The 22682-nt window shown below is 44.4% G+C and carries 19 protein-coding genes; 5 read left to right on the forward strand and 14 right to left on the reverse strand.

Features of this window, described 5'->3' with window-relative positions; genetic code table 11:
- Window positions 1-44: 44 nt before the first annotated feature.
- From KFE98_20705 to KFE98_20725, 5 genes are all read right to left on the reverse strand, one after another.
- Window positions 45-1838: a DUF839 domain-containing protein gene (locus KFE98_20705; protein ID UTW62393.1), complete on the reverse strand. Its 1794-nt coding sequence runs from the start codon at window positions 1836-1838 to the stop codon at window positions 45-47.
- 262 nt (window positions 1839-2100) lie between these two features.
- Window positions 2101-2592, reverse strand: coding sequence for a YkgJ family cysteine cluster protein (locus KFE98_20710; protein ID UTW62394.1), 492 nt, complete (start codon window positions 2590-2592; stop codon window positions 2101-2103).
- Complete coding sequence (locus KFE98_20715) at window positions 2592-3674, reverse strand: DNA alkylation repair protein (GenBank protein ID UTW62395.1); 1083 nt, start codon at window positions 3672-3674, stop codon at window positions 2592-2594. Before KFE98_20715 ends, KFE98_20710 begins: the two co-directional genes overlap by 1 nt.
- A gap of 48 nt (window positions 3675-3722) precedes the next feature.
- Window positions 3723-4373: a T9SS type A sorting domain-containing protein gene (locus KFE98_20720; protein ID UTW62396.1), complete on the reverse strand. Its 651-nt coding sequence runs from the start codon at window positions 4371-4373 to the stop codon at window positions 3723-3725.
- A 92-nt stretch (window positions 4374-4465) separates the two neighbouring features.
- Window positions 4466-6316, reverse strand: a complete 1851-nt coding sequence (locus KFE98_20725) for a S8 family serine peptidase (protein UTW62397.1) — start codon at window positions 6314-6316, stop codon at window positions 4466-4468.
- Window positions 6317-6385: 69 nt separating this feature from the next.
- On the opposite strand from KFE98_20725, the gene murQ reads away from it, so the two are divergent.
- The 3 genes from murQ (at window position 6386) to KFE98_20740 (ending at window position 12118) form a co-directional block, all read left to right on the forward strand.
- Entirely contained in the window at window positions 6386-7192 is an 807-nt protein-coding gene (murQ, locus tag KFE98_20730) for an N-acetylmuramic acid 6-phosphate etherase (GenBank protein ID UTW62398.1), read from the forward strand.
- A complete protein-coding gene (locus KFE98_20735) occupies window positions 7179-8297 on the forward strand; it encodes a DUF3524 domain-containing protein (protein ID UTW62399.1) in 1119 nt (372 codons plus the stop codon). The genes murQ and KFE98_20735 overlap by 14 nt, the downstream gene beginning before the upstream one ends.
- A 152-nt stretch (window positions 8298-8449) precedes the next feature.
- Window positions 8450-12118, forward strand: coding sequence for a gliding motility-associated C-terminal domain-containing protein (locus KFE98_20740; GenBank protein UTW62400.1), 3669 nt, complete (start codon window positions 8450-8452; stop codon window positions 12116-12118).
- Here KFE98_20740 and KFE98_20745 read toward each other — a convergent pair.
- The 9 genes from KFE98_20745 to KFE98_20785 all read right to left on the reverse strand — a co-directional run bounded on the left by KFE98_20745 (window position 12107) and on the right by KFE98_20785 (window position 19684).
- Window positions 12107-12478, reverse strand: coding sequence for a hypothetical protein (locus KFE98_20745; GenBank protein UTW62401.1), 372 nt, complete (start codon window positions 12476-12478; stop codon window positions 12107-12109). The genes KFE98_20740 and KFE98_20745 overlap by 12 nt on opposite strands.
- Before the next feature lie 149 nt (window positions 12479-12627).
- A complete protein-coding gene (locus tag KFE98_20750; protein ID UTW62402.1) occupies window positions 12628-13008 on the reverse strand; it encodes a hypothetical protein in 381 nt (126 codons plus the stop codon).
- A 1-nt stretch (window position 13009) separates the two neighbouring features.
- Window positions 13010-13561 (reverse strand): TetR/AcrR family transcriptional regulator, encoded by a 552-nt coding sequence (locus tag KFE98_20755; protein UTW62403.1) that lies wholly within the window; start codon window positions 13559-13561, stop codon window positions 13010-13012.
- Between the two features lie 107 nt (window positions 13562-13668).
- A complete protein-coding gene (locus KFE98_20760; protein ID UTW62404.1) occupies window positions 13669-14805 on the reverse strand; it encodes an FAD-dependent monooxygenase in 1137 nt (378 codons plus the stop codon).
- A gap of 100 nt (window positions 14806-14905) precedes the next feature.
- Window positions 14906-15139 carry an FUSC family protein gene (locus tag KFE98_20765; protein UTW62405.1) on the reverse strand — a complete coding sequence of 78 codons (234 nt, stop codon included), beginning with the start codon at window positions 15137-15139 and terminating at the stop codon, window positions 14906-14908.
- A gap of 19 nt (window positions 15140-15158) precedes the next feature.
- A complete protein-coding gene (locus KFE98_20770; protein ID UTW62406.1) occupies window positions 15159-16409 on the reverse strand; it encodes a glycosyltransferase family 1 protein in 1251 nt (416 codons plus the stop codon).
- Window positions 16410-16517: 108 nt separating this feature from the next.
- Window positions 16518-17255, reverse strand: coding sequence for a hypothetical protein (locus KFE98_20775; protein ID UTW62407.1), 738 nt, complete (start codon window positions 17253-17255; stop codon window positions 16518-16520).
- A gap of 197 nt (window positions 17256-17452) precedes the next feature.
- Window positions 17453-18259, reverse strand: coding sequence for a hypothetical protein (locus KFE98_20780; protein UTW62408.1), 807 nt, complete (start codon window positions 18257-18259; stop codon window positions 17453-17455).
- A 225-nt stretch (window positions 18260-18484) separates the two neighbouring features.
- Complete coding sequence (locus KFE98_20785) at window positions 18485-19684, reverse strand: VWA domain-containing protein (GenBank protein ID UTW62409.1); 1200 nt, start codon at window positions 19682-19684, stop codon at window positions 18485-18487.
- A gap of 192 nt (window positions 19685-19876) precedes the next feature.
- On the opposite strand from KFE98_20785, the gene KFE98_20790 reads away from it, so the two are divergent.
- Both KFE98_20790 and KFE98_20795 read left to right on the forward strand, forming a co-directional pair.
- Complete coding sequence (locus KFE98_20790) at window positions 19877-21937, forward strand: histidine kinase (protein UTW62410.1); 2061 nt, start codon at window positions 19877-19879, stop codon at window positions 21935-21937.
- On the forward strand, window positions 21930-22679 hold the full coding sequence (locus KFE98_20795) for a response regulator transcription factor (protein ID UTW62411.1): 750 nt from the start codon (window positions 21930-21932) through the stop codon (window positions 22677-22679). Before KFE98_20790 ends, KFE98_20795 begins: the two co-directional genes overlap by 8 nt.
- Window positions 22680-22682: the final 3 nt, after the last annotated feature.

A 22682-nucleotide genomic window follows, 5' to 3' on the forward strand; every position in this document is an offset into this window, starting at 1 on the left:
ACCCTGAAGGATTCTTTCGCCTGATGATAAAAAAAGAGGTTTTATTATTCTACAATTACCCTCTGCACCTCACCATCAATGGTCTGTACCGCGTAGGTACCTGGAGCCAAGGTAGAGATGTCTAATGCGTTTGTATTTCTTTTCACTTTAACCACACGACCGGTAGCCATTTCGATAACACGAACGTCGGTTACTTTGCTTAAGTGAAGCTCACGGCTAACTGGGTTAGGCCATACGGAAAAAGTGCTTTCTTGTTTGAATTCCGGAGCTGTACCCAAAGTAAGGAACTCATCAAATCCAGTAACAGCGATGGTTACCGAGTGATCGAATGGAGCGTTGTTAACACCTGGAGTTGCATCGGGGTGCTGGATGTTTACGAAATAAGTCATTCCATCAGGAGTAAAGCGTCCACCTGTTGTTTCGCATCCTTTTGGACCCGCTAAGAAACGTACCAATTCAGATACCTGGTAAGTTTTACCAGCCGCATCACCCGTAATATCCAGGAAGTAAACTTCGTTCAATTTGCTACCAAAGTGAGCCGGGTTAGCAGGCATTCCTTTTGGGTTCATATCCTCGTTGATAGCCAACCAGGTCTTTCCGTTAATCTCAGCCATGGCCAATCCATCTGGAGAGCTCAAGTGGTTTCCGGTTGGAACGTTGTTTCCGTCCAAATCACCGCCACCTTCAAGCATGATTTCCATTTTGTTGTTAGATGCGTTGAAGCGCAATACACGACCGAACATATCCACGGCTTTACCATCGTTGTCAGTATCCATAGCAGCCAAGTGCTTGGCAGGCTTTCCACCCAATGCCATTGCTCCTGAAATGTTAAACTCTTTACCTCTACCCGTTTCGGTGATGTAAACCATATCGCCTTTTCCATCAACCCACTCCAAACGCATGAAGATGGTAGCACCCATGCGCAAGGCTACGCTACGAGCATTAATACAAGAATCCAAAACCATAGGAATGGTTAACCAAGAACCGCCGTTTCCATCGGTAGACTGCTTGTAAGCATACAATTGTCCTTTGGAGAAATCACGAACTTGATCGGCAACGAATTTGAAGAATACAGATCCCGAAGAAGCATCGTCTGACAAGTAAACGGTCTTTTCATCTGGAGCGATCCATCCACCTTCGTGGTCGTAACGTCCCATGTTGTAGTTCTTTCTTACGGCTTTAGCATTGGCTACGTCAACCTCTACCATGTACTGGTAGTTTTTGTATCGTGGAATGGTTGTGTTTTCAGCCGATCCGTTGAAGGAAGTTACATTCCAGTCAGTCGTGTCCGACCAGCTTGAAATGGTAGCATTGTCTCTAAATGCACTTCCCCACTCTTCAGCGGTAAATACTTTACCCCAAGCAGTTTGAATACCACCACAGTTGGCACCCGTACCACCAACAGCAGTAAAATCTACGTTGCGGAATTTTTGTCCGTTTCCTGGATCAACTACTTCCCATTTTTTAGAAGTCTTGTTGAAACGAGCAGTAAATACAGTCATACCACCACCGTTTCCGTTTACGGCATCGGCTTGAAGTCTTTCGTGGTTTACGATTACGAATCCAGAGTCACTTCTACCGTCGATGGGAACATATCCGGTAAAATCCTGCCATTCTTTGGCAACTGCCGACTGACCATTTTTGTTGAATACCATGTCTGTTCCACCCGTGAACAATACATCGTATTTAAGCGGAGAAGCAGGAACTACTACTTCTTTCAAATCTGTTGTGTGTGTTGTAGAATCGTAGAAATTCTCTTCCAATGGTGGGAATGGTGCCTGTGCTAAGGCTGCACCTCCGATCAAAAGAGCAAGTGCTGAAGTGTAAATGTTTTTCATTGCAGTGATTTTTGACAAAAGTTCAGAGATGCTCTTCCTTGAAAGTTAGTCCTGTCTTATCTCCTTTTTAATTCTAAAGAGACCTTGCAAAATCACAAATAACTAATTAACAACCACTTACAACCAACCGTATATTAACTCGGTTTAAACTTTTCCTAATTATCCTTTAACCTTCGGCTGGGCACTCAATTGAAAGCTCACGAAAATCAGAGGCTTGCCAGCTTAACATTGCTAACAAAGGCGAAAAAAGGAAATGGGAGGCTTAATCCAGTTTTTGAGGAAGGCGTTCAAAGATTTCCAATACCGCAGGACAAACCCGGGTATTTTTGAAAGTCAGATCCAGAATCTGGTACATGTTTTTTCGGTTGGTATGCGGATACTCTCTACAGGCTCTTGGTCTCACCGAATAGATCGAGCAATAGTTATCCTCGCCCAGAAAAGGACAGGGAGCCTGTTGAAAAACCAAATCCCCATCTTCATCGGTACGTAAGTACTTCTTTTCAAAATCGTAGGCCTTCATGCCTAAATGTGCAGCAATCCGCTCCACATCTTTATTAATAAAAAGCGGACTCGTGGTTTTACAGCAATTGGCACAAATGAGGCAATCCATTTCTTCAAACACCTCATCGTGCAAATCATGAAAAAGAGGATCCAGTTTCTTAGCCGGCATTTTTCCCAATCGATTAGTCAGCTTGCGGTAAGCTTTTCGACGATTCTGGGCCAACTCCTTCGATTTCTTGGGATCCTTTTCCATTAGGCCATTAAAGTAAATTCCTGACTCGTCTTTTCTTCTCCGTTAACGCGAATGCGTAGATCGTGTAATCCCGGATGGTGCTTTCGGGTGGTCATATCGGCCAGGGATTGTTTTTTGGAAAACAGCCTCTTTTCCCCTTTCTTCCACTCGCCTTCCGAAACTTGAAAAACCTTGGGCGCCTGCTTGCCGTTTTTCTTTTGGTAGTAGATGATGTACTCTATGCGCAATTTACCTGTTTGAGGGGCTTCTACTTCAAAGTCAAAGTTGAGCGTATCCCCCATTTTCGGTTTAGCTTGATCCAGCCTTAAATTGCGCACCACCACTTTTTCCGGATTTCCATATCCAAAAAGCTCGAGCGCTCTGGGATGAGGTTGTTTTAAAAGTCCCCTCAAAGCATGCTTAACAATCCATTGGGTTTCTTTTGTGGCCTTTTTCATCCAACGTTCAGCGATATCCAGGACCATTTCAGGATTGTCTTTAGAAATGTCGTTGAGGTTGTTGGCCACACTTTTTCTTACATATAAGGAAGGATCGCTCTTCAGATTTTCGAGAATGGGTAAAATGGGAGCCGGATCGTTTTGAAACATTTTGAGGTTTCCTCCCCAAGGCAATCGGGGTCTGCACCCTTCACTGGAGAGTCTTCTTACATGTTCGTTCTCATCCTTCGACCATTTCAGCATCGTATCCATGATTCCTTTCGGATCGGCTTTGATGAAGGGACGAATGGCAAATTCTCCGGTACTAAACCGGGTCAGCCAGTGAATAGCTTTGAGAGAACGCGTCACCTCATCGAGTCCGTATTTTTCTACAACTGTCGGTAAAACCATGAATTCAAAACCAGTAGGCAAATTGGCAGCAACCTGTTCCAAAACTTCCATCTCCTGATTAAAATCCAATTGCATGTGCTCATGAATAGTAATTGCCAAGTGGTTGATTCTGTCTTTTAATTCCCGCTCTTCCCATTGCTCATTTAAAACAGCATTCAGAAAGGACTTGCGATCAAAAGAAGCATGCAAGGCGTGAATCTCATCCGCATATTGTAGGATGAGCTTTTCACTAATCAGGTTTTTCAGTGGTTCCATGATCGCAAAATAAAGGACAATTGGATTATCCGATGGAACGGAAACTTGCTATTCTTTGATAAATTTTTGTGATTCCGAACTACCCTTACTGTTGGTCAATACCAACAAGTATACACCGGAGTTCAAATCGGATACGTCCAGATCATAGTTGACAAAAGGCTCTGAGTTTTCTGATTTTAGTAATCTTCCATCTGATCCATAAATGCTTAAGGCTACCCATTCCTCTTTTGATTCAATTTGAAGATTTTGGCCCACCGGATTCGGAAACAAGGACCAGGAAGTAGGTTTGGAACCTAAATCTTCCACCGATGACAAGGTAGAATAAATCACATCTAAACTCCTAACGTACAAATTATTACCAAAGTCATTAATCCCTTCAATTTTGATGTAAAACTTATCGTAATCGAAATCAGAAATTTTGAGAGTCGTCCAATCGTTTTCTCCAGGGAAGAAATAGGTCGTTTGATCCGGTATGGTTGTTAGCGAATCCCCACAGGCTGAATTGAAAAGAACCCACGGATTGGTATCACATAAATTAGCGCCGCTGGCCTCTTTGAGGTAGATATTCATGCAATCGCTAAAAACCTGAGACGATCTTGAGGTATGCGCATATTCAATTTCCACGGTCCTGGGATCGGCCATTTCCATTCTAAACGGTCCGGAAATGAGCGCATCCTTTTGTTGGTTTCGCCCTTGCATGGTATAGAAGGGTAATCTCCATGCTTCTTGTGTTTGACCATTGTCCTCCCATTCGGCCCAGGTCCAGGTAGCGTCGCGATCGGGGTTTTCGATTATCCACCAATCTTGTTTATCCAGGGGTTGTAACTCGGGGGAAGAATGCTAAAATAGTGACCTACCGAGTTGTTTTCCGGATCATCCGACCGAGTTGTATCCAGAATAACCACATCAGCTAAAAACTGAGTAGGTGTACTTCCTTGAAAGTTAAAGGCAAATGCAAAATGATACTCAAAAGTATCTCCCGGCATGATATCCTGCTTTGGTCCAAAAGGCGCCATCTGTCCGGTTATTTCCAAACGCATTTCATACTCATCCTTATCTAGGGGTCTCGCTCCATGATTAACAATTTGAATTCGGTAATCGATATAATGATCACAGTAAATAGAATCACGATCGGGATATTCAGAAAGAATTACCTCCACGTCTTCCGAATAGCTCTGAGGCACTACCGGAGTATGGATCTGTGATAGCCAGCGAAACGCACTGTCCACATCGATCATTCCATTTCCATAGGTATTGTCCTCACCTGGATCGCCTAAATCATGAGCAGTTAGATACAAGGCCTCAAGTAGCTGCTCACCGGTCAGATTGGGAAAGGCTTCTTTGAGCAAGAGTACACATCCACTTACATGGGGCGAGGCCATTGAAGTTCCCTGGTATTGGGCATAACTATCGTCTCCCACAGCAGAGCGAACGCTTACTCCTGGGGCCACTACTTCGGGTTTGATGGCCAGTTTTCCAGTGTCAGCACAATGAGAAACTCCCCGGCTACTAAAGCTCGCAATTGGGTAGGATGGCTGATTGCCATTAATGGCACCTACGGTAAACACCAAATAAGGACTTCGGGTAATGGTCGCGGGACTCCCAATGGTTTTGGCACCGGGTCCATCATTACCCGCACTAAACACCACTGCGACTCCAGCCAGATGCAGAGCTTCAAAAGCATCTCCGATCGGATTGGTACAGATCATCTCACTGCTATCAAGAGCATGTCCCCAGGAGTTGTTGATCACATCGGGCACGTCGGAAATCGTATTGGTATCCCCATCCGGATCGAGGGCCCACTCAAAAGCTCTGGAAATGATGTGGAGGGGTTTAATTTCATTCAAATTACTCACCACGTGATCGGCCGCAATAAACTCCGCATTGAAAGCGACTCCGATGGTATCGTTGTTGGCCGGATCAAGGCCCAGCACCGTTCCACAAACATGGGTTCCGTGGCTACTCGCTTTATCAATGGGCACACGACTGTCAAATCCATACCAGGTTTCAGACAAGGGTCGACGATTTCCCCGCCAACTGTCTTTAAGTGCCGGATGGTCTCGCCAGAATCCGGTATCCATAATCAAAGCCAGACGTCCCTTACCGGTGTACCCTCTTTTCCACATTTCGGGAGCCTGAACAGCTCTTAATCCTGGCTCGGTTCCGTTTACGCTCTCCTTACTTGTTGGGCTTACTTGTTCGGGTTCATCAAAGGTGAGGTTCCACTCGTTGGACAAGGAAACATGTGCTACTTGTTGACTTTTAGCCAGGTATTGAAGAACCTGAGGTGATGTTCGAACAACGGCCGAATTGGAAATCCAATAATCGTCCACCAGTTCCCAGCCACCTGGAAATTTTTGATCCAATTGACTGAACCAAGCCGTTTGACGCTTATCCGCTTCCTGTAACAAGCGATACACTTTATTACGCCTTTGGAGGGGAGTATAATTGCCTTGACTCAATTCTTGACGGAGCCGTTCAAAATCCGGTTTATCCCGAAAGGAAACCCAAACTTCAACCCACTTATCCGATCGCTCGGCACCATACAAAACATCCCTGATTCCCAAACTCAAATCAGGACTTTGAGCAAGGACAAATACCGTGGATAGTAGCATCCAAACACTTAACAATACTTTCTTCATAAGCGAACTTCTAGGATAGCTCATAAATATAGCCGAATTCTACCTTTGGTATTGTCCAAAAACAACATTTTGAAAAAGATTACAGAATCCGAATCCCGATACCAAAACCTGGAACAGAAAAGCGTTGCTGAAATTCTTGGAGACATGAACCAGGAAGATCAAACTGTTCCGCAAGCTGTAGCCCAAGTCATTCCTCAGATTGAAGCATTGGTTCAATGCACAGTGAAACAAATGAACAAAGGTGGACGCCTGTTTTACATAGGTGCTGGTACCAGCGGTCGCTTAGGCATTGTGGACGCATCTGAATGCCCTCCCACTTTTGGAGTTCCCCATGGATTGGTAGTGGGCTTAATTGCAGGCGGGGATCAAGCCATTCGAAAGGCGGTTGAATTTGCCGAAGATGATCCCGACCGGGGTTGGAAGGATTTGCAGGAACATCAAATTGGCCCGGATGATGTGGTGGTGGGAATTGCCGCTTCGGGCACCACTCCCTATGTAATTGGGGCAATGGACCGTTGCCAGCAAAACGGTATTCCAACGGGTTGCATTACCTGCAATCCAGGTGCCCCAATGGTGGCGAAAGCGGATTTTCCAATTGAGGTAAATGTCGGGCCGGAATACGTGACTGGCAGCACTCGTATGAAATCAGGTACGGCCCAAAAACTGGTACTCAATATGATCTCCACAGCTACCATGATTCAAATTGGTCGCGTAAAGGGAAACCGTATGGTGGACATGCAACTGAGCAATAATAAACTGGTGGATCGGGGAACCAAAATGGTAATGGATGCGCTTAACGTGGATTACGACCAAGCCCAAAAATTATTACTCGAACATGGCAGTGTAAGAAAGGCCATTGATCATGTGGCAGGCTAATGAAGAAATAGTATTGATCGAACCTTTCTTCGGAGGTTCGCATCAGCGATGGGCGGAAGAATTGACTCATCACCTAACTCTTCCCGTAAGGATTTTAAGTCTACCAGCCCGGCATTGGAAATGGCGAATGCATGGAGCCGCAATCACCTTGGCCCAGCGGTTTTTAGAAAACAATCCTAAACCAAAACTCATTTTGGCCACGGACATGCTCGACCTCACCACTTTTTTGAGCCTGACCCGTGAACGTAGCCATTCTCTTCCCGTTGTACTGTATTTTCATGAAAATCAAATCACTTACCCCTGGTCTGACCAGGACGGAGATGTAAAAAAACAACGCAACCACCACTACGGGTTTATCAATTACACCTCTTGCCTAACTGCCGATGAAATCTGGTTTAATTCCCACTATCATCGTCAATCCTTTTTGGAAGGTCTGCGTTCCTTTATTTCGATGTTTCCAGACCATACGCATCCTCATCATGTAGAGAAAGTCGGAGCCAAAAGTCGGGTTATTCCCATTGGCATGAACATTCCAAAGCCCACTAAAAACCAACACAATACAATCAACGAAGCGCCACTCATTCTTTGGAATCACCGCTGGGAATACGACAAAAATCCGGAAGACTTTTTCCGATTGATGGTAGACCTGGATAAACTTGGATTGAACTTCAGGTTGGCTGTATTGGGAGAACAAACGGGAAAGTACCCTCCTATTTTCGATCAGGCGAAAACAAAACTCAAGCATCGCATCGATCATTGGGGCTATGTTGAATCCAAGGAAGACTATCAAAAATGGTTGCAGCGAGCCGATCTATTACCCGTTACAAGCAGGCAGGATTTTTTTGGAATTTCCGCGGTAGAAGCTATGGCCAGCAATACCTACCCAATACTCCCCGATCGATTGGCATTTCCAGAGCATTTAAACGAGGAAGCAAAAGGCAGGCATTTGTACCAAAACTATGACGATCTACGCTCCAGGATGGTCCATCTATTATCGGAAAATCGGCCCTCTTTTTCGTGGAAAAAAGACACGCAAATTGCAACATACGCTTGGGAGAATGTGGCGGAAACGATAGAATCCCGAATTCGGGAACTGACGCCCTAAAAAATAGAGAACCAAACCTTTGGCCTTTTTTTGCGGTCCTTTCTTTAGAAAGGATATTTTTCACAAGCTATTCGGCGGGTCTGACAAATTGAAAAGTGGGGATGAAAAGAATGGACTTGTGAGATTGGATAATTGAGGTATTTTTACTTTACGTGATTCTTAGCAAACGTTTCATAATCAATCTACTGAATACTTGGACCATAGCCCTGGTTTTGGTTCTGTTTCAATTGGACTCCTATGGCCAGTTGAAGCGTAACTCTATGGGTGATCAGTGGATTACGAGCTTTGTGAACGATCACGTACAGGGCTGGCGCTACGTTGGAATGGACTTTACAGGTTGCGCTCCCCGCTTTTGGTTTCAATACCCGAATGGGATTCGGGATATGGCTTTTCAAGCTCCCATTTCAGCCAATCGTCAGGGTACAGCCTGCCTATTTCCGAGTGACGACCGAATCAGCAATACCTGGAAGAAACAGGTCATTGGTACCTACAGTTCCTTTTGGTCGGGTCCCTTACCGATGAATCGGTCACAGAATGATACGATAAGAACCACCCCTTACCGGTATGGAATTCCAAAACCAGGCAACGACACGGTGGTGTACATTTTCTACGAAGACATTGCCAACCGCAAAGTACTTTATGACGAGATCGTCGTTCGTCCGAATTCTAATATTTCCCGGGTCATCAGCAGAAAGCAGCATTTACTGACTCTGCCAACAACGGTAAGCCCTTATACCTACACCGGTGCGATGAATGTATGGGGACCCAGAGGATTTTTCAAGGGTCACGAGTATTCGCACGTCTCACTGGCAGAATGGAACCTGATGGCTTCTACCCTGCAATGTGCACCGGAGCATTATTGGATTGTGATTTACGACATCTACAACAGTCGATTCCAAACCTTGCAACTTACCCCTACAGGATTTATTAAAACTCCGATCAATACCAGTTTTATTCAAGATGCCGTAGTACGAGGAATGCGCTTTTCCACGGATGGCAAAAAATTGGCTGTTTACTCCGATCACTTCCACGAATACAGCGGGAAGAACATCCGAGCCGAAAGCCGAATCTACTTGATGGACTTTGATATTCTTACTGGTGTTCCATCCAACCCGTTGTTGGTTCAATCTCTACTGGATAGCGTGGTTTATGACAGTTTGTCCATCCAAGATGCCTATTACGCTGGATTAGGTGCCATGGAGTTTTCTGCTGATAACCAGTATCTGTTTACCACACTCAAACGTCACTTTGTTCACCCTTCCAATGACACTCTCTATCGTTTTGATGCCCAAGCAACAACCACAGCCGCTTTGGCCAGTAGTCGGATGACCGTGAGAAGTTATTCCAACGGTCATTTCTTCCGGGATATGAAGTTGGGCCCTGATCGAAAAATCTATATTTCACGAGTTGACCCCACAGCACAAACGCCTTATGGCGGTACCACCCGTGACTTTTGCTACGGCCACCTGGATGCCATTTACAACAGCAGTAATAACAACCAGGCCATGCACTATCACGAGGATGAATACCCTCGACTGCATAGTTTTGACTCCCGGCATCCTGGACCTGATGTGATTCATAGTTTTCCGCGATTTGATAAATCACTTACGCTGAATTCCTTCTACAGCACCGAAGGATTTTGTGCCGACGACACCACCTTTTTTACCTACTTCAGAACCGAATGCGTAGATTCCATCCTTTGGGTGTTTGGTGATACTTCTAATGGTCAACCCGTCACCGCAACAGGAAACACGACCATTCACATTTACCCGGATAAGAATGATTACCCCATTCAAGTTCATCTGTACCGCGGAGCGGTAACCGACACAATTTGGGATACGCTGAAAATAGATGGAATTCCAAAAGTTGATCTGGGGCAGGACACGGTTTTGTGTGCGGGTTCTACCCTAATCCTTGGTGATTCCAACGCCTTCTGCCTGAACTCAGTGGATTATACCTGGTCGGATAGTACGAATCACCCTACTACCCAAATTCAAACCGGAGGAACTTTTTGGCTGGAGGTAGAAAACCAATGTGGCGTTTTCCGGGATACCATTCTGGTCGATTCCATTGATGTCCCAGATGTAAAACTTCCTACAGATACCGCCTTCTGTCGTACCGATTCCGTACTACTCGAAGTTCGATCGCCCCATGCCCAATACCTGTGGAGCACGCAGTCGCCCGACTCGCTTCTATGGGTCAAACAAACGGGAACCTATTCGGTAACGGTAACCAACGTATGCGGTATAGATTCCGGACAAACAATCGTTCAGGTGGATGATACCCTGCGTCTTGATTTGGGAGAAGATACGGCCCTGTGCCAAATTCAAGGGCAGCAGATTGGTCTCGTGGTCGTTGGTGCCAATCAATTTATTTGGGATGATCAGAGTACGGCTTCGCCTCGACTGGTGAATCAAGCGGGAACCTACTGGGTTTCTGGAAACAATACCTGTAATACCTCTTCCGATACCATCCGAGTGCTCAACGATATGCCTCCACAAGCCAATCTTGGTCCTGATACGGTGGCTTGTAAATGGAATACGCTGGCCCTATTCTCAACTTGGCCCAGAAGTACCTACCTGTGGAGCTCCGGAGCCAAGACGGATACCTTGCATGTAAATCAAAGTAATACCTATTGGATTGATGTAACCAATACCTGTGGTACTGATCGAGATTCTGTCCAGATTACGGCCATCGATCTTCCCAATCCCGATATTCCAACCGACACCGTAATTTGTGCCGGAGATTCGCTGCTGTTTAACGCCTTTTCTCAGCACTCCAACTACAAATGGAATAACGGAAGTCAGCAGCCTGCCATGATGGTAGATACCGCTGGTATGTTCACAGTTACCGTTACCAATGCCTGCGGAAGCGTGACTCGATCCATCCAAGTAGACGAACTTCCCAAACCGCTGTTTTATATTCCGACCGATACCGTTTTGTGTAACGGTGAAAGCTGGACCATGGATTTGACCGCCTTTCAGGGAACCTATACCTGGGATGACAATAGCCATGATTCAATTCGGGAATTTACCGAAGCTGGTGTGTATGGAATATCCGTAACCAACCGCTGTGCCACCGACACGGCTACTTTTGAAATATTCACTGCTCAAACGCCAAAAGTGGATTTACCAGATAGCCTCTGGATGTGTGAAGGAGAAAGCGTCATACTCAGAGGGGACAGTCAACCCCATGTGACTCATTCCTGGAGCACTGGAACCAATAGCCCTACTCGATTGGTTAAGAAAAGTGGAACCTATTGGGCCAAAGCCTTCAATGAATGTGGCGAAGATTTGGATTCAGTTGAGGTCGTCGTTCTTCCCTTCCCTGTCCCGGGCCCCATTCTGGATACTGTCATTTGCGATGGGCTCCCTGCTCAACCAGACATTTACGATTTGAATGGTGAGGATTTTACCATTGTCTGGATGGACGGAGATAGTAGCGAATTCCGTGAGATTAGTGAACCTGGCGTTTACCGATTTAAGCTGAGTAACGATGCCGGTTGTGAATCCTTTGATTCAATTCGAGTCAGGCAGTGTGACCGTCCTTTGTTTATTCCAAAAGCCTTTTCTCCAAACCGTGATGGGCTGAACGAAACCTTTGAAATAATTGGTGGAACCATTACCGAATTCCATCTTTTCATCTTCGATCGTTGGGGGCATATCGTCTTTGAGTCGCACGACCAAAGTTATGGCTGGGATGGTACGCATCCGCAAACTGGCGAAGAACTACCTATTGGCATTTATACCTGGATGTTGGAATACACCCGCCAGGATCACAAGATTATTCGGACAGAAGGGAATGTTTCGTTAATTCGATAGTCTCTCATTCACTTTCTTTTTTACCAACCGTAGCATTTCATTTCGAATCCAGCCACTAAAGGGTTTGACGAAAAACCAATAGATGGAAAATATGATTTTGGTGCCAGTGGTCAAGCATTTCACTCGTGTTTCCGTGCTCACCAAACACTCGTTATTTTCCAACTCTTTGAATTCAAAATTCCAGGCAATTAGCATTCGGTATCCCTTTCCGCCTTGGATGTAGGCTTCTTTGTCTGCAATCCACTCAATGTGTTTCTTGGCCCAAAATCCGTATAGAAATTCATGTGGTTCGTTCTCCTCTAACAAGGTAAACTTGGCCCCTTCTGTAAAATCCTTAAACCGGGTTTTGGAAAAAGGCATGCCCCTTAATTTGAAGAGGAAGGAGATGACTCTGGATTCCGCTAAATCAAGATCAAGAACGGTGGAATAGCATTCCTTCGAACTGGCTTGAATTCGAATACTGTGATATTCCGTGAAATTGAACTTAGGCAGGTATTTATTGATTAAGCTCATGCCATTTTTCGTTGTCCAATTAATGCCAGGGCTCCAATGGGAATTAACAAAGTCCATTGTGGAGCAAATTGCAACAAATACACACTTGCCCCCACAAAACCAAGTCCATAAAGCAGGTATGAAACACCAATAAAGGTGACAATCCCCTTAGAATGGGGATGCCCTTTAAACCCTTTTTTAAGCAGAATAAAGGACGAGTAAAACAAAAGTGCAGTTACCATATGCCAAACTCCCAATAGCTGAGTTTTTTCAGCCCAAGTCATGCTGCTTTCTTGCATGGGTTCAACCAGACCCACCTGACCACCAATTAGATGAAGAAGGGCGGTAAATAGGTTGAGGACACCAGCGATGATCAGGTAAATGTTTCGTTTTTTCATATCAGTAGACTAAAAATTGACTCAATTCTTTTTTCACTTCTTTCAGGTAATCTTTGCTCTGCTTTTTGTATCGAATCATTTCATGGTAACCAATTAGATACTTGTAGAAAAGTCCGGCTTTGAGATTTGCTTCTTCTTCCGAAAATCCCATCTGAACAAGCAACTGACTGGTATATTCGATCCTTTGACGATCAATTGAATCTATGAGATCAAAGAGTTTTTTGTCAGCTTTGGCAAGCTTCTTCAGGAAAAAGAAGAAGTCGATGTAGGGATCTTTTTTAAAGGATAATTCGATGAGCTTTTCGAACCTCTCCCGAGCCGACTTCTCGGCATTTACGGCTTCAATGATTTTGGAGGTATTCTCCAAAATCCAATAGTCGACCAGTTGCTTTAAAAAATCCTTTTTCGTTGAGAAGTGCCAGTAAAAGCTGGATTTGTTGACTTTGAGTTTTTGAGCCATTTTTTCTATGACCAACCCTGCGGATCCTTTATCTGAAAACTCCTGATAGCCGAGTTCGAGCCAATGCTCCTTGGTAGCAATTATCTTAGGCATTTTATTAGACGTCACCGTTTAATAAAAGCAAATATCAACAAAACCATTTAATTAGACGATAGCGTCTATTAAAAAAATAGTTCAGGACAAAATAGGAGGGTTTAAGTTCAGCTAATTGGAGCCAATCGAAACATCTTGCTCGATTGCATTCTGTTGGCCGCTTCTGGAGCCATCCGCATAAAGGTGTTGCGTAGAGTAATTAAAACCGGATGAGTTAAATGTGCCATTTTTCCAAGGGTCCAGCTGGTATTGACCACGTGATGCGCTTTTCGCATTCTATGTTTCTGAAATCTTTTGAAGGCCTCCTCTGCCTCATGTCGTTCCAGGTATTCAGCCATGACCCAGGCATCTTCAATAGCCTGACAGGCTCCTTGCCCCATATTTGGCGTGGTGGCATGAGCGGCATCTCCGAGCAAACAGACCTTATTCTCATACCATTTGTGGATAGGGTGTAAGTCTTCAATTTCTGCCGTGTGAATTTGAGCCTTATCTGTTGATCGGATGATTTCCTGAACCAAAGGAGAAAAAGACTGAAAATAGGCTTCAATATCCTCCACCTTAAACTCATTTGCCGATTGGTTAAATGTCTTCAAGGCATACCAATAAACACGTCGAGGTGCAATTTGTACAAATCCAAACCGGATGGCTTTACCCCAGGCTTCATTTAACTCACTTTGATACTGGGCAGACAACTCAAAATCAGTTACTCCCCGCCAACAAATTTGCCTGGCATTTCTAATCGTTTTTCCAGGAAACACCCGCTCCCTAACAGTAGAGTTTAATCCATCGGCACCGATAATCACTTCAGCATCCACCTCTACTCCATTCTCAAACGAAAGCTTATACTGATTACCCTTGGATTGTAAATTCGATAGCTTGTGATCCAGAAAAAGCTTCGACGAATCCAAATGGTCCATTAATACGGCCTGAAGCTTACCGCGGTGAATAGCCACATTTTTGACCTTGTACTTTCGTTCAAAGTATTTCAGATCAATCTTAGAAATACGTTTCAAGCCGGTGGTCGTAATGTTCATAGAAGAAATCGGATTTCCACTATCCTCCAGAAAACCCCGCAAACCTAATTTTTCATACACCTGCATGGCATTATTAGCAATGATGATACCGGCGCCTGCCGATTTTAATTGCCTGGCCTGCTCATAAATTCGGGTATCAATTCCTTTTTGCCCCAGGGCAATGGCTGTTGTTAATCCACCAATACCAGCTCCGATAATATCCACTTTCATGCTTTACGAATTGGAACGAAAATCAATCATCTCCCCTATTCATATTAGCCGAATAAGGAAAATGAGTCCATCAAATGTAAAGGGAAAACCCGTTTGGTTTTTACTTCAAACCACGTTCTTTTAGGAGCTTTTCCAACTTCTCTCTCTCGGTGTTGTTTCTGGCTGCAATGGGCAAATAGGCTAAGGGTAGAAAGGTAAGCAGGCCGAATCCGTTAAACACGGTGCTGTATAAGCCAATGCCAATGAGAAGGCCAATAATACCGGCATCATACATCTTACTTTTCTTCTTTTTCTTCGCTTCTTCAAGAAGCTCTTCATCTGTCAATTCCGTCATGATCTTATTCCGATACCTATTACTCTTCTATTACCCGACAAATCTCGGACTTAAATGATTCCTTTTGCATTTCTGCTCCCATTCTTTCTGCCTCTTTCTTGTAGGCTGAATTCGTGTACAAATCGATCATTCTGGGTTCTAAGTTCTTAACGGTAATCTTGCTTACATCTATTCCTAAAGGTCCTAATCCCTTTTCGGATACAATTCTGTTCCACACATATTGATCGATAATGTGAGGGATGATTAAGGATGCACAACCATATTTAATGGCCGTATGGGTGGTTCCTGAACCGCCGTGATGAATCATTCCATACAGTTTTGGGCAAATCCAATCGTAGGGAATTTGGTTGACGAAATGGAATTGGTTGCGGTCATAAGAATCCGGTTCAATCAATCCCCCGGAGGCCGTGTTGATGATCGCAGGAATGTTGTTTCGTTTCAGAATATCTAATACGATTCGGGTCTTTTCTTTGGGATTGGTGTTGATCATGCTACCGAAAGTCACCATAACCAATTTTGAATGGCGTTTTAAAAAAGACTCTAATTCCGGTGAAGGTTCCCAATTAATGGTCTTGCTCCTCTCGTGGTAACCTAAAACCTGCAGGTTTTCGCCCCAGTAGTTTGGTCTTTTAAAAAGCGATGGTGAAACGGTGTAAATAGCTCGATTCTCAAACAATGCTCTTTTGATCGCACCGGTCTTAAGCTTTTTAGGGTTGGACAGCCACTTTACCGAACCCGAAATGGTTTTGATCAATCCGAAATTTGCCAATTGGTAGGTTAATTTATTGATGAATGGGCCATAGTTTTTGTTGAAAGCCACGTGAGCATGATCCTTTACATAATGTAGATATGGCACGGGTGTAACCAATATTCTTCGGTTCTTATTTTCCAAGCCCCAAATGATGGGATACATCACCTTACCATTATGTACAATTCGATCCGGTTGCTCTGTTTCAATGATTTTTTCCTGAAGAAGGATCATCTTCTTGTTGACCTCCTTTTGCAGGGAAACCAATTTGAGGTAGGCCCGCATTTTTTTGAAGCCAAACGGTCCTCCACCCATAGCAATCCTTCCAGCTGGACTATCCAGCATCTCGATAAACTCACTTCCCAGTGAGGCAAATTCAAATCCTGAATCTTCAGCAAGATTTCTAAACTGCTCAGGAAACAAACAGATAACCTGGTGTCCCCTACCCTTGAGAATTTCGGCAATGGCCAAAAAGGGTTCCATATCTCCCCGGGTGCCTATGGATGTTAGGATGATTTTCATGGAAGGAAATGCTCAGTTCAAATTATAGATTTTTTTCTTCGGCCTCATGCAAACTCAGGATAAACAATTGATCGACACAACGAAAACTGCTACCACCAACCATCAATTTCATTTTTTATCGTTGAAAAATGTTCTAATCAAAAAAACTTCCTGAGGACTCAATGACTCTATCAATTTTCGGTGGTATTGGGTACCGGATTCATACTTCTGATTTTGGGATGCGTAAACATAATTACTATCCAAAAACCATTGATTAAAACGTGCTTCATCTAAATTTCCAAGCCCGGGACCAATTGACCTACGATTAGAAAGATGGTGACAAGCGCTACAATTAGATCGAAAATACTGTTGCGCAAAAAAGGGAGACCGATCTAATGAAAATCCGTGAGCAAAATTTTGAGAATTAAGGGCTGTATCGCTGTCCATAAATCTTATGGACTTGAATATTTGCAGAATCTCACTTTCATCTTGAATGTCTCGACCAATCAGGTTAAAACGATTTTCATTAAAAGCATTCGCAATATAAAGTCCAATGACCCCATTCCCAGGCTCTCTTGGTTTAATTAAAGTGGCCAATTTTCCATTAATCGTATCGATAGAGAATAAATGATTCTCGGGATCTACATAACTCAGGTCATTTGAATACCAACCATAATCAAAGATTAAAGTATCCTTTCCATTTGTTAAACCTCCAACGTAACTATCGAATCCCTCAATAGTTACTTTCCTCCAACCATCAGAGGCATGAAGTTGAAATGGGCCATAATCAAACTTTTCACTTCCACTCGGTCCAGTACAGCTGGCACAAGCGAGAATAAGGCCCAGTATGAAAAAGACTCTAAACACTATGGATTGTTGGGGATAAATTCGTTCAAACTACACTCTGTTGTTCCAGATAACCCGTCGCCAGAAAAACTCTCATGGTCCAACCTTTAAGAAACTCAGGTAAAGAAAACTAAAAATCACATTGACGCCAAAGGAGTACTTTAAGGTCTACGAAAGACTGCTTTTGCCTTCTCAAACCTGGGCCTTTTCAAATTAAGCTACTGCGCCGGAAAAAAATAGGTGATGGTACCGTATTGTTTGTCGGGTGCATCGAGGCTTTCATTGAAGGTGGAAAGCAAAGCAGCTTCCTTGGCCTCATCGTACAAACAAGGATTGTTGACTTCTGATAACTTGCTGTTTACCTTGGCTTGAACCACATCACCAAAGCGATTGACCACAATATTGACCACCACTTTTCCACCTATCTCGCATCGGTAAATTGGATTGTGAAGCCCAATGGCTCCTTCGATACGTTTGGGATTATTGAGGTTAAACTTAATGTTGGTCTCCTGATTGTGTCGGTTGCCCGTATCGGTTTTACCCGCCTTGTCGCCGGCCTTTTTCTTTTCAGACTTTTTGGATTCTTTCGCCGACATTGATCCGGTCATGTTTCCACCAGTTTTGCCTTCCAAAAATCCTGTTTTACTGGCTGCTTTGGCCATCTGTTCAACCTGGGCATCCATTTCTGCTTCAATGCGCTCCCGCTCGCCTTTGCTTAGCTCATCGGTGGCTTCATTTACCGCCTGGTTGGTTTTGGCTACGGAGTATTTTCGTTGATCCAGTCCTCGTTCTTCGTAGTTTTTGGGAATATGCACCTCTTCAATTACCTGCTCAGGTCGAGCTTCCTTCAGGGTTTGAAAATCCATTTTTACATGGTTCCACCTTTCTTCCGGAGAAAAAGGAATGTGTCGCCCGGAGAAGAATACAATCAACAGAATATGTAGAAAACCCGTGGCAACCAAAGCCCATTGAGATGGAGACAAGGCACGCATGGGGCAAACGTATGAAGAATCTTGAATTTTCAATCTCCAATCTTCAATCTCCAACTCAGAGCCGAGCGATCACTGAAGGTAATCTCGTCTTCGTCTTCATTCCCGTCCTCTCCTTCAAGTTGCAAAACCGATAACAGGGAGAATCTGGATTGAGCTCGGCATGAATCTAAAATCGCTCTTCTTCTCGGGGAAGCTTAGCATTTTTGCTCGTTCCTGGATTCTCCCCTTTTTCATCGGCATCGGTTCTACGGATAGGTCCTACTCAAACTTGAAGTTTTTGCCATTGGCTTGGGTTACTATGGATTCGATAAGCACCTCACCCAAATTGTTCTGGTCAATCGCATTACTCTTTTTCTGCTCGGCTATGTGGGCTTCTCGCTGGGTATTTAGTTCTTTAATTTTGGCTTGAATCTTTTTACGCTCCTCGGCCTTTTCCTGAACGTACTCTTCCCTTTCTTCTGAATCCATGGTGCGCATATTCTCCGGAAGGTCTTCGTTCTTCAATTCTTTTATTACCGTAGAATCTTGTTCCATCTTATCGACCAAATCCCATCTGCTATTTTCATAACTGGCCTTGGATTTGAAACTGGAGCGCATAGCTACGTTGGCCGCCCCATATTTGGTAGCTTCTTCATCTTGAGCGGCCTGACGTTCGTAGTAGGTTTTTCCATCAGCTCCATACCACACGTAGGTTTGATTGAGTCGGTAGTTCCAGTCGGCAATGTCTTGATCGAATGGGGTGTTGTAGTACACCGTACGAGCATTGTGGTTAATGCTGGAGTAATTGCCATAAGTCAAATCGGCACCACTCTTCCAGGCTGTATTAATTCCTGCCTGGTGGTCTCCACAAAATATCGTATTCACAATAATTCCGCGGTCCTTGGCAGCAATACAGGCTTCTGCATAGGGAACATGCCCCTGGGTAAAAGGCTCGTTGCCCGCAATGAAAATCATCTGCAAATCATCTTCGTTGTTGCTCCATTCCAGTTGACTTAACGCAGTTTGAATGGCCTGCCCACAGAACTCACTTCCTCCGTTGGTGGTTAGTGAAAAGAGGTTTTCAGAAAACAAATCAAGATCTGTTGTCAAAGGGGTGAGCATCTGGATATAACCGTTGGATCCGGGGAGTGTGCTGTTTCCATAATGATAGAGAGCAATTTCCAATTTCGGAGCTACCCCATTGCTGCGGGCGTCGGCCAGTTTGTTGACGATGGCCCACAGTTGCGATTTGGCTTGTTCGATCAATCCATTCATAGAACCAGAAGTATCCAACAGAATGGCCACCTTGATATTTCGCTGGCCCGGTTCTGGATCAGGATCCGGAATGGGAGCATTGATTTGAGTTTGGCTAAGCCCTTGAGAGCCCAAGGGTCTGCTACAGGAAAGGAAGAATACACATACCAGAGCTGGAGTCCAGATGGTCTTGTGCCTCATCAATATTATTCGAATTGCTTTCATGATAAATGGAATTTGAAGGATCAAAGATTTTCTCAAATTTACCGGGCACTCAGGGCTCTCAAAAGCTTCACTTGGTAACGAAGGCGATCCACTTGGTTAAAAGGATCAGAGTATCGGTTTAAAGGATATTTGAGCTGGTTTCCTGACCATTTTGATTAAGAAGAGTCCTCGATTTCTGTTTAATTTGTGATCATGTTGAAAGCACTGCGCCTTCTTTTCTTAATTCTGGCCTTGGGGATTTTCTCGTCTCAGGGGTATTCCCAGAGATCTTCATCCCAAGAGCGAATGGAACGTATCCAATCGATGGAGGAAGGAGTTCGTCTGCTCAACAAGGCTGATGGCAGCTACGCCCAAGACCCGGATGCTGCTCTGGATATGTTGGAAAAGGCACTCTACTACAGCTTGGAAAACGATATCCTACCTATGCAAGCCGATTGCTACACGGTATTGGGAAAGGTAAACCAGCATTTGAGTCAATTCGATTTGGCCGAAGGCAAATACAGACAAGCCCTGGCCAAATATGAAAAGCCTCTCGAAAAAAGTGAGCTAATTGTTCAGGAAAGAAAGAAAATGAAGGCCCCGAGAATGGGTTCCTTCAAATCTCTCCAAGCCTACGACACGTTATATCCAATTCACGAAATCAAATGGCTTTTGGCGCTTTCGGTTCAAGAACAGGAGCGCTGGGACGAGGTCTTGATTTTGTACGACGAATTGGAACAAGATGCGGAAAATCGCCGCGACCTTCAAAGAAAGAGTGAAATCCAAACCAAGATTGCTGAAGTGTATCAGCGCAAGGGAGAACCTGTACAAGCCCTGGACTACAGTGGTCGAGCTCTCAATTCAGCCCAAACAGAAGGAAACTTCCGTAACTACGATGCGGAAATTATTTATGGAGCGAGTAACTCCTTATTAGGCAATGAAGGCATCGCCGATACTGTGCTAAAAAACGCCCAATTTAACATTGCCACAGATTCGATTACCCCTCCCGAAGTACTGGCCGAAAGTCGATCAAAACTGGCCTCCTATTATGATGCTACGGGACGAAAGGAAGAAGAAATTGCCCAGCGTGAGGATAACCTGAAGTTCTTCGATGAAATGGGCATTGAGGACGAAGCGATTGAAGAAAAAGTAAAACTGAGCGACGCCTATCTGGAAGTTGGAGATGCCAACAAGGCCATCGTTTCCTTGGAAGGATTGGATCAAATTGACTCGACCCTTCCATTACCCAATCAAGCTCAGGTGTACCGTAATTATGCCCATGCTTATGAACTCAATGGGGAAACGGAAAAAGCCTTAGGTGCTTACCAAAAATGGGCAGAAATCACGGATAGCATTCAACCGCAAATGGCTCAAAATGGGTTAGCCTCCAATCAGAAACCCAACAGCTCCATAAGCGATCGCCTTCAACGGATTGAAAGTATCGAAAACGAAATGCGCATCAGTGAACAAACGATTGTTCTGCTGGAACAGGCCCAGGAGATTCGCGAACAGGAGATTTTTAACCAGCGGGTTATCATTTTCTCCCTCATCGGTGGATTGCTGATCCTTTCTTTAGCCTTTTATCGAATCAATCGCGAATCGGTGAAAAAACGAAAGGCCAACCAGATGCTCGCTTTGAAATCTTTGCGCAGCCAGATGAATCCGCATTTCATCTTTAATGCGCTCAACTCTGTGAATGGTTACATCTCCCGAAATGAAGAGCGTAAAGCAAATAAATACCTATCTGAATTTTCCAGACTGATGCGCCTTGTTTTGGAAAACTCCAAGCAGGAACTGGTTCCTCTTAAAGATGAACTGGAACTACTGGCCCTTTACCTCAAGCTCGAACATTCACGGTTTGAGGATCGCTTCGAATACCAGTTGGAAGTGGACGAAAACCTAAATCCGGATCAATACGACATCCCTCCTATGCTGGTGCAGCCTTTTGTAGAAAATGCGGTTTGGCACGGACTTCGTTACCTGGAAGGAGAACCCGGAGAGCTCAAAGTGCATTTTTCCATGGCTGATAAAGACCTTAAAGTAATTATTGAAGACAATGGAATTGGTCGTCAAAAATCACAGCAACTGAAAACCAAAAACCAACAGAAAAGCCAGAGTACCGGTTTAAGAAATACCGAGAATCGAATCAAACTGATTAACCGGTTGTATCAAACCGATTACGACATTCTAATCGAAGACTTGCATCCCGATCAGGAAAATACCGGAACACGGGTATCCTTGACCATACCCGCCAAAAATCTAATCCATGCTTAATCCCCTTACAGCCCTTATCGTTGATGACGAAAAAGAAAGCCGCGACAGCTTACGTCATTTTATTACCAAATACTGCGAAGGAGTAACGGTAAAAGGAGAAGCCCAAAACATCAAGGAAGCCATGGAGCTGATTGCTCGCTACGAACCGGATGTTGTGTTTTTGGATGTGGAAATGCCTTTTGGCAATGCCTTTGATCTGTTGGAGCAACTGGATACCATTCGCTTTGAAACCATCTTTGTAACAGCCTACAGCCAGTATGCCATGCAGGCACTCAACATGAGTGCTTCTTATTACCTGCTCAAGCCCATCGATATTGACGAATTGGTGGCTTCCGTAGATCGAATTCGCGAAAAGCAGTCTGAGAAAAATAAGCTACAAAACGCCCGGGTACTCATTGACAACTTCCAGGTGGAAAACAAGCAATTACACAAGGTTGTTCTTCCGGTTTTGGATGGATTTGAAGTGGTACGGGTAAAGGATGTTATCCATTGCAAAGCCAACGACAACTTCACGGAGTTTTACCTGGAAGGTGGAAAAAAGAAGATGATTTGCCGTCCGCTCAAATTTTACGAGGAACTACTGGAACCTTACGATTTTCTGCGTGTTCACAAATCTCACCTGGTCAACCTTCAATACGTAACCAAATACCATAAAGGCAAGGGCGGTCGTCTCACCATGAGCAATGGAAATGAAGTGGATGTGGCACCGGCTCGTAAGCAAAGCCTGCTCAATCGTTTTTAAGCT

This window comes from bacterium SCSIO 12741, assembly GCA_024398055.1.
In the GTDB taxonomy this organism is placed as follows: Bacteria; Bacteroidota; Bacteroidia; order Flavobacteriales_G; family Salibacteraceae; genus SCSIO-12741.

What these genes read in the sequence shown, in the direction of transcription:
- KFE98_20705 (UTW62393.1), bottom strand. Translation starts at nt 1,838, where the DNA reads ATGAAAAACATTTACACTTCAGCACTTGCTCTTTTGATCGGAGGTGCA.
- KFE98_20710 (UTW62394.1), bottom strand. Translation starts at nt 2,592, where the DNA reads ATGGAAAAGGATCCCAAGAAATCGAAGGAGTTGGCCCAGAATCGTCGA.
- KFE98_20715 (UTW62395.1), bottom strand. Translation starts at nt 3,674, where the DNA reads ATGGAACCACTGAAAAACCTGATTAGTGAAAAGCTCATCCTACAATAT.
- KFE98_20720 (UTW62396.1), bottom strand. Translation starts at nt 4,373, where the DNA reads ATGCAAGGGCGAAACCAACAAAAGGATGCGCTCATTTCCGGACCGTTT.
- KFE98_20725 (UTW62397.1), bottom strand. Translation starts at nt 6,316, where the DNA reads ATGAAGAAAGTATTGTTAAGTGTTTGGATGCTACTATCCACGGTATTT.
- KFE98_20735 (UTW62399.1), top strand. Translation starts at nt 7,179, where the DNA reads ATGTGGCAGGCTAATGAAGAAATAGTATTGATCGAACCTTTCTTCGGA.
- KFE98_20745 (UTW62401.1), bottom strand. Translation starts at nt 12,478, where the DNA reads ATGCCTTTTTCCAAAACCCGGTTTAAGGATTTTACAGAAGGGGCCAAG.
- KFE98_20750 (UTW62402.1), bottom strand. Translation starts at nt 13,008, where the DNA reads ATGAAAAAACGAAACATTTACCTGATCATCGCTGGTGTCCTCAACCTA.
- KFE98_20755 (UTW62403.1), bottom strand. Translation starts at nt 13,561, where the DNA reads ATGCCTAAGATAATTGCTACCAAGGAGCATTGGCTCGAACTCGGCTAT.
- KFE98_20760 (UTW62404.1), bottom strand. Translation starts at nt 14,805, where the DNA reads ATGAAAGTGGATATTATCGGAGCTGGTATTGGTGGATTAACAACAGCC.
- KFE98_20765 (UTW62405.1), bottom strand. Translation starts at nt 15,139, where the DNA reads ATGACGGAATTGACAGATGAAGAGCTTCTTGAAGAAGCGAAGAAAAAG.
- KFE98_20770 (UTW62406.1), bottom strand. Translation starts at nt 16,409, where the DNA reads ATGAAAATCATCCTAACATCCATAGGCACCCGGGGAGATATGGAACCC.
- KFE98_20785 (UTW62409.1), bottom strand. Translation starts at nt 19,684, where the DNA reads ATGAAAGCAATTCGAATAATATTGATGAGGCACAAGACCATCTGGACT.
- KFE98_20790 (UTW62410.1), top strand. Translation starts at nt 19,877, where the DNA reads ATGTTGAAAGCACTGCGCCTTCTTTTCTTAATTCTGGCCTTGGGGATT.
- KFE98_20795 (UTW62411.1), top strand. Translation starts at nt 21,930, where the DNA reads ATGCTTAATCCCCTTACAGCCCTTATCGTTGATGACGAAAAAGAAAGC.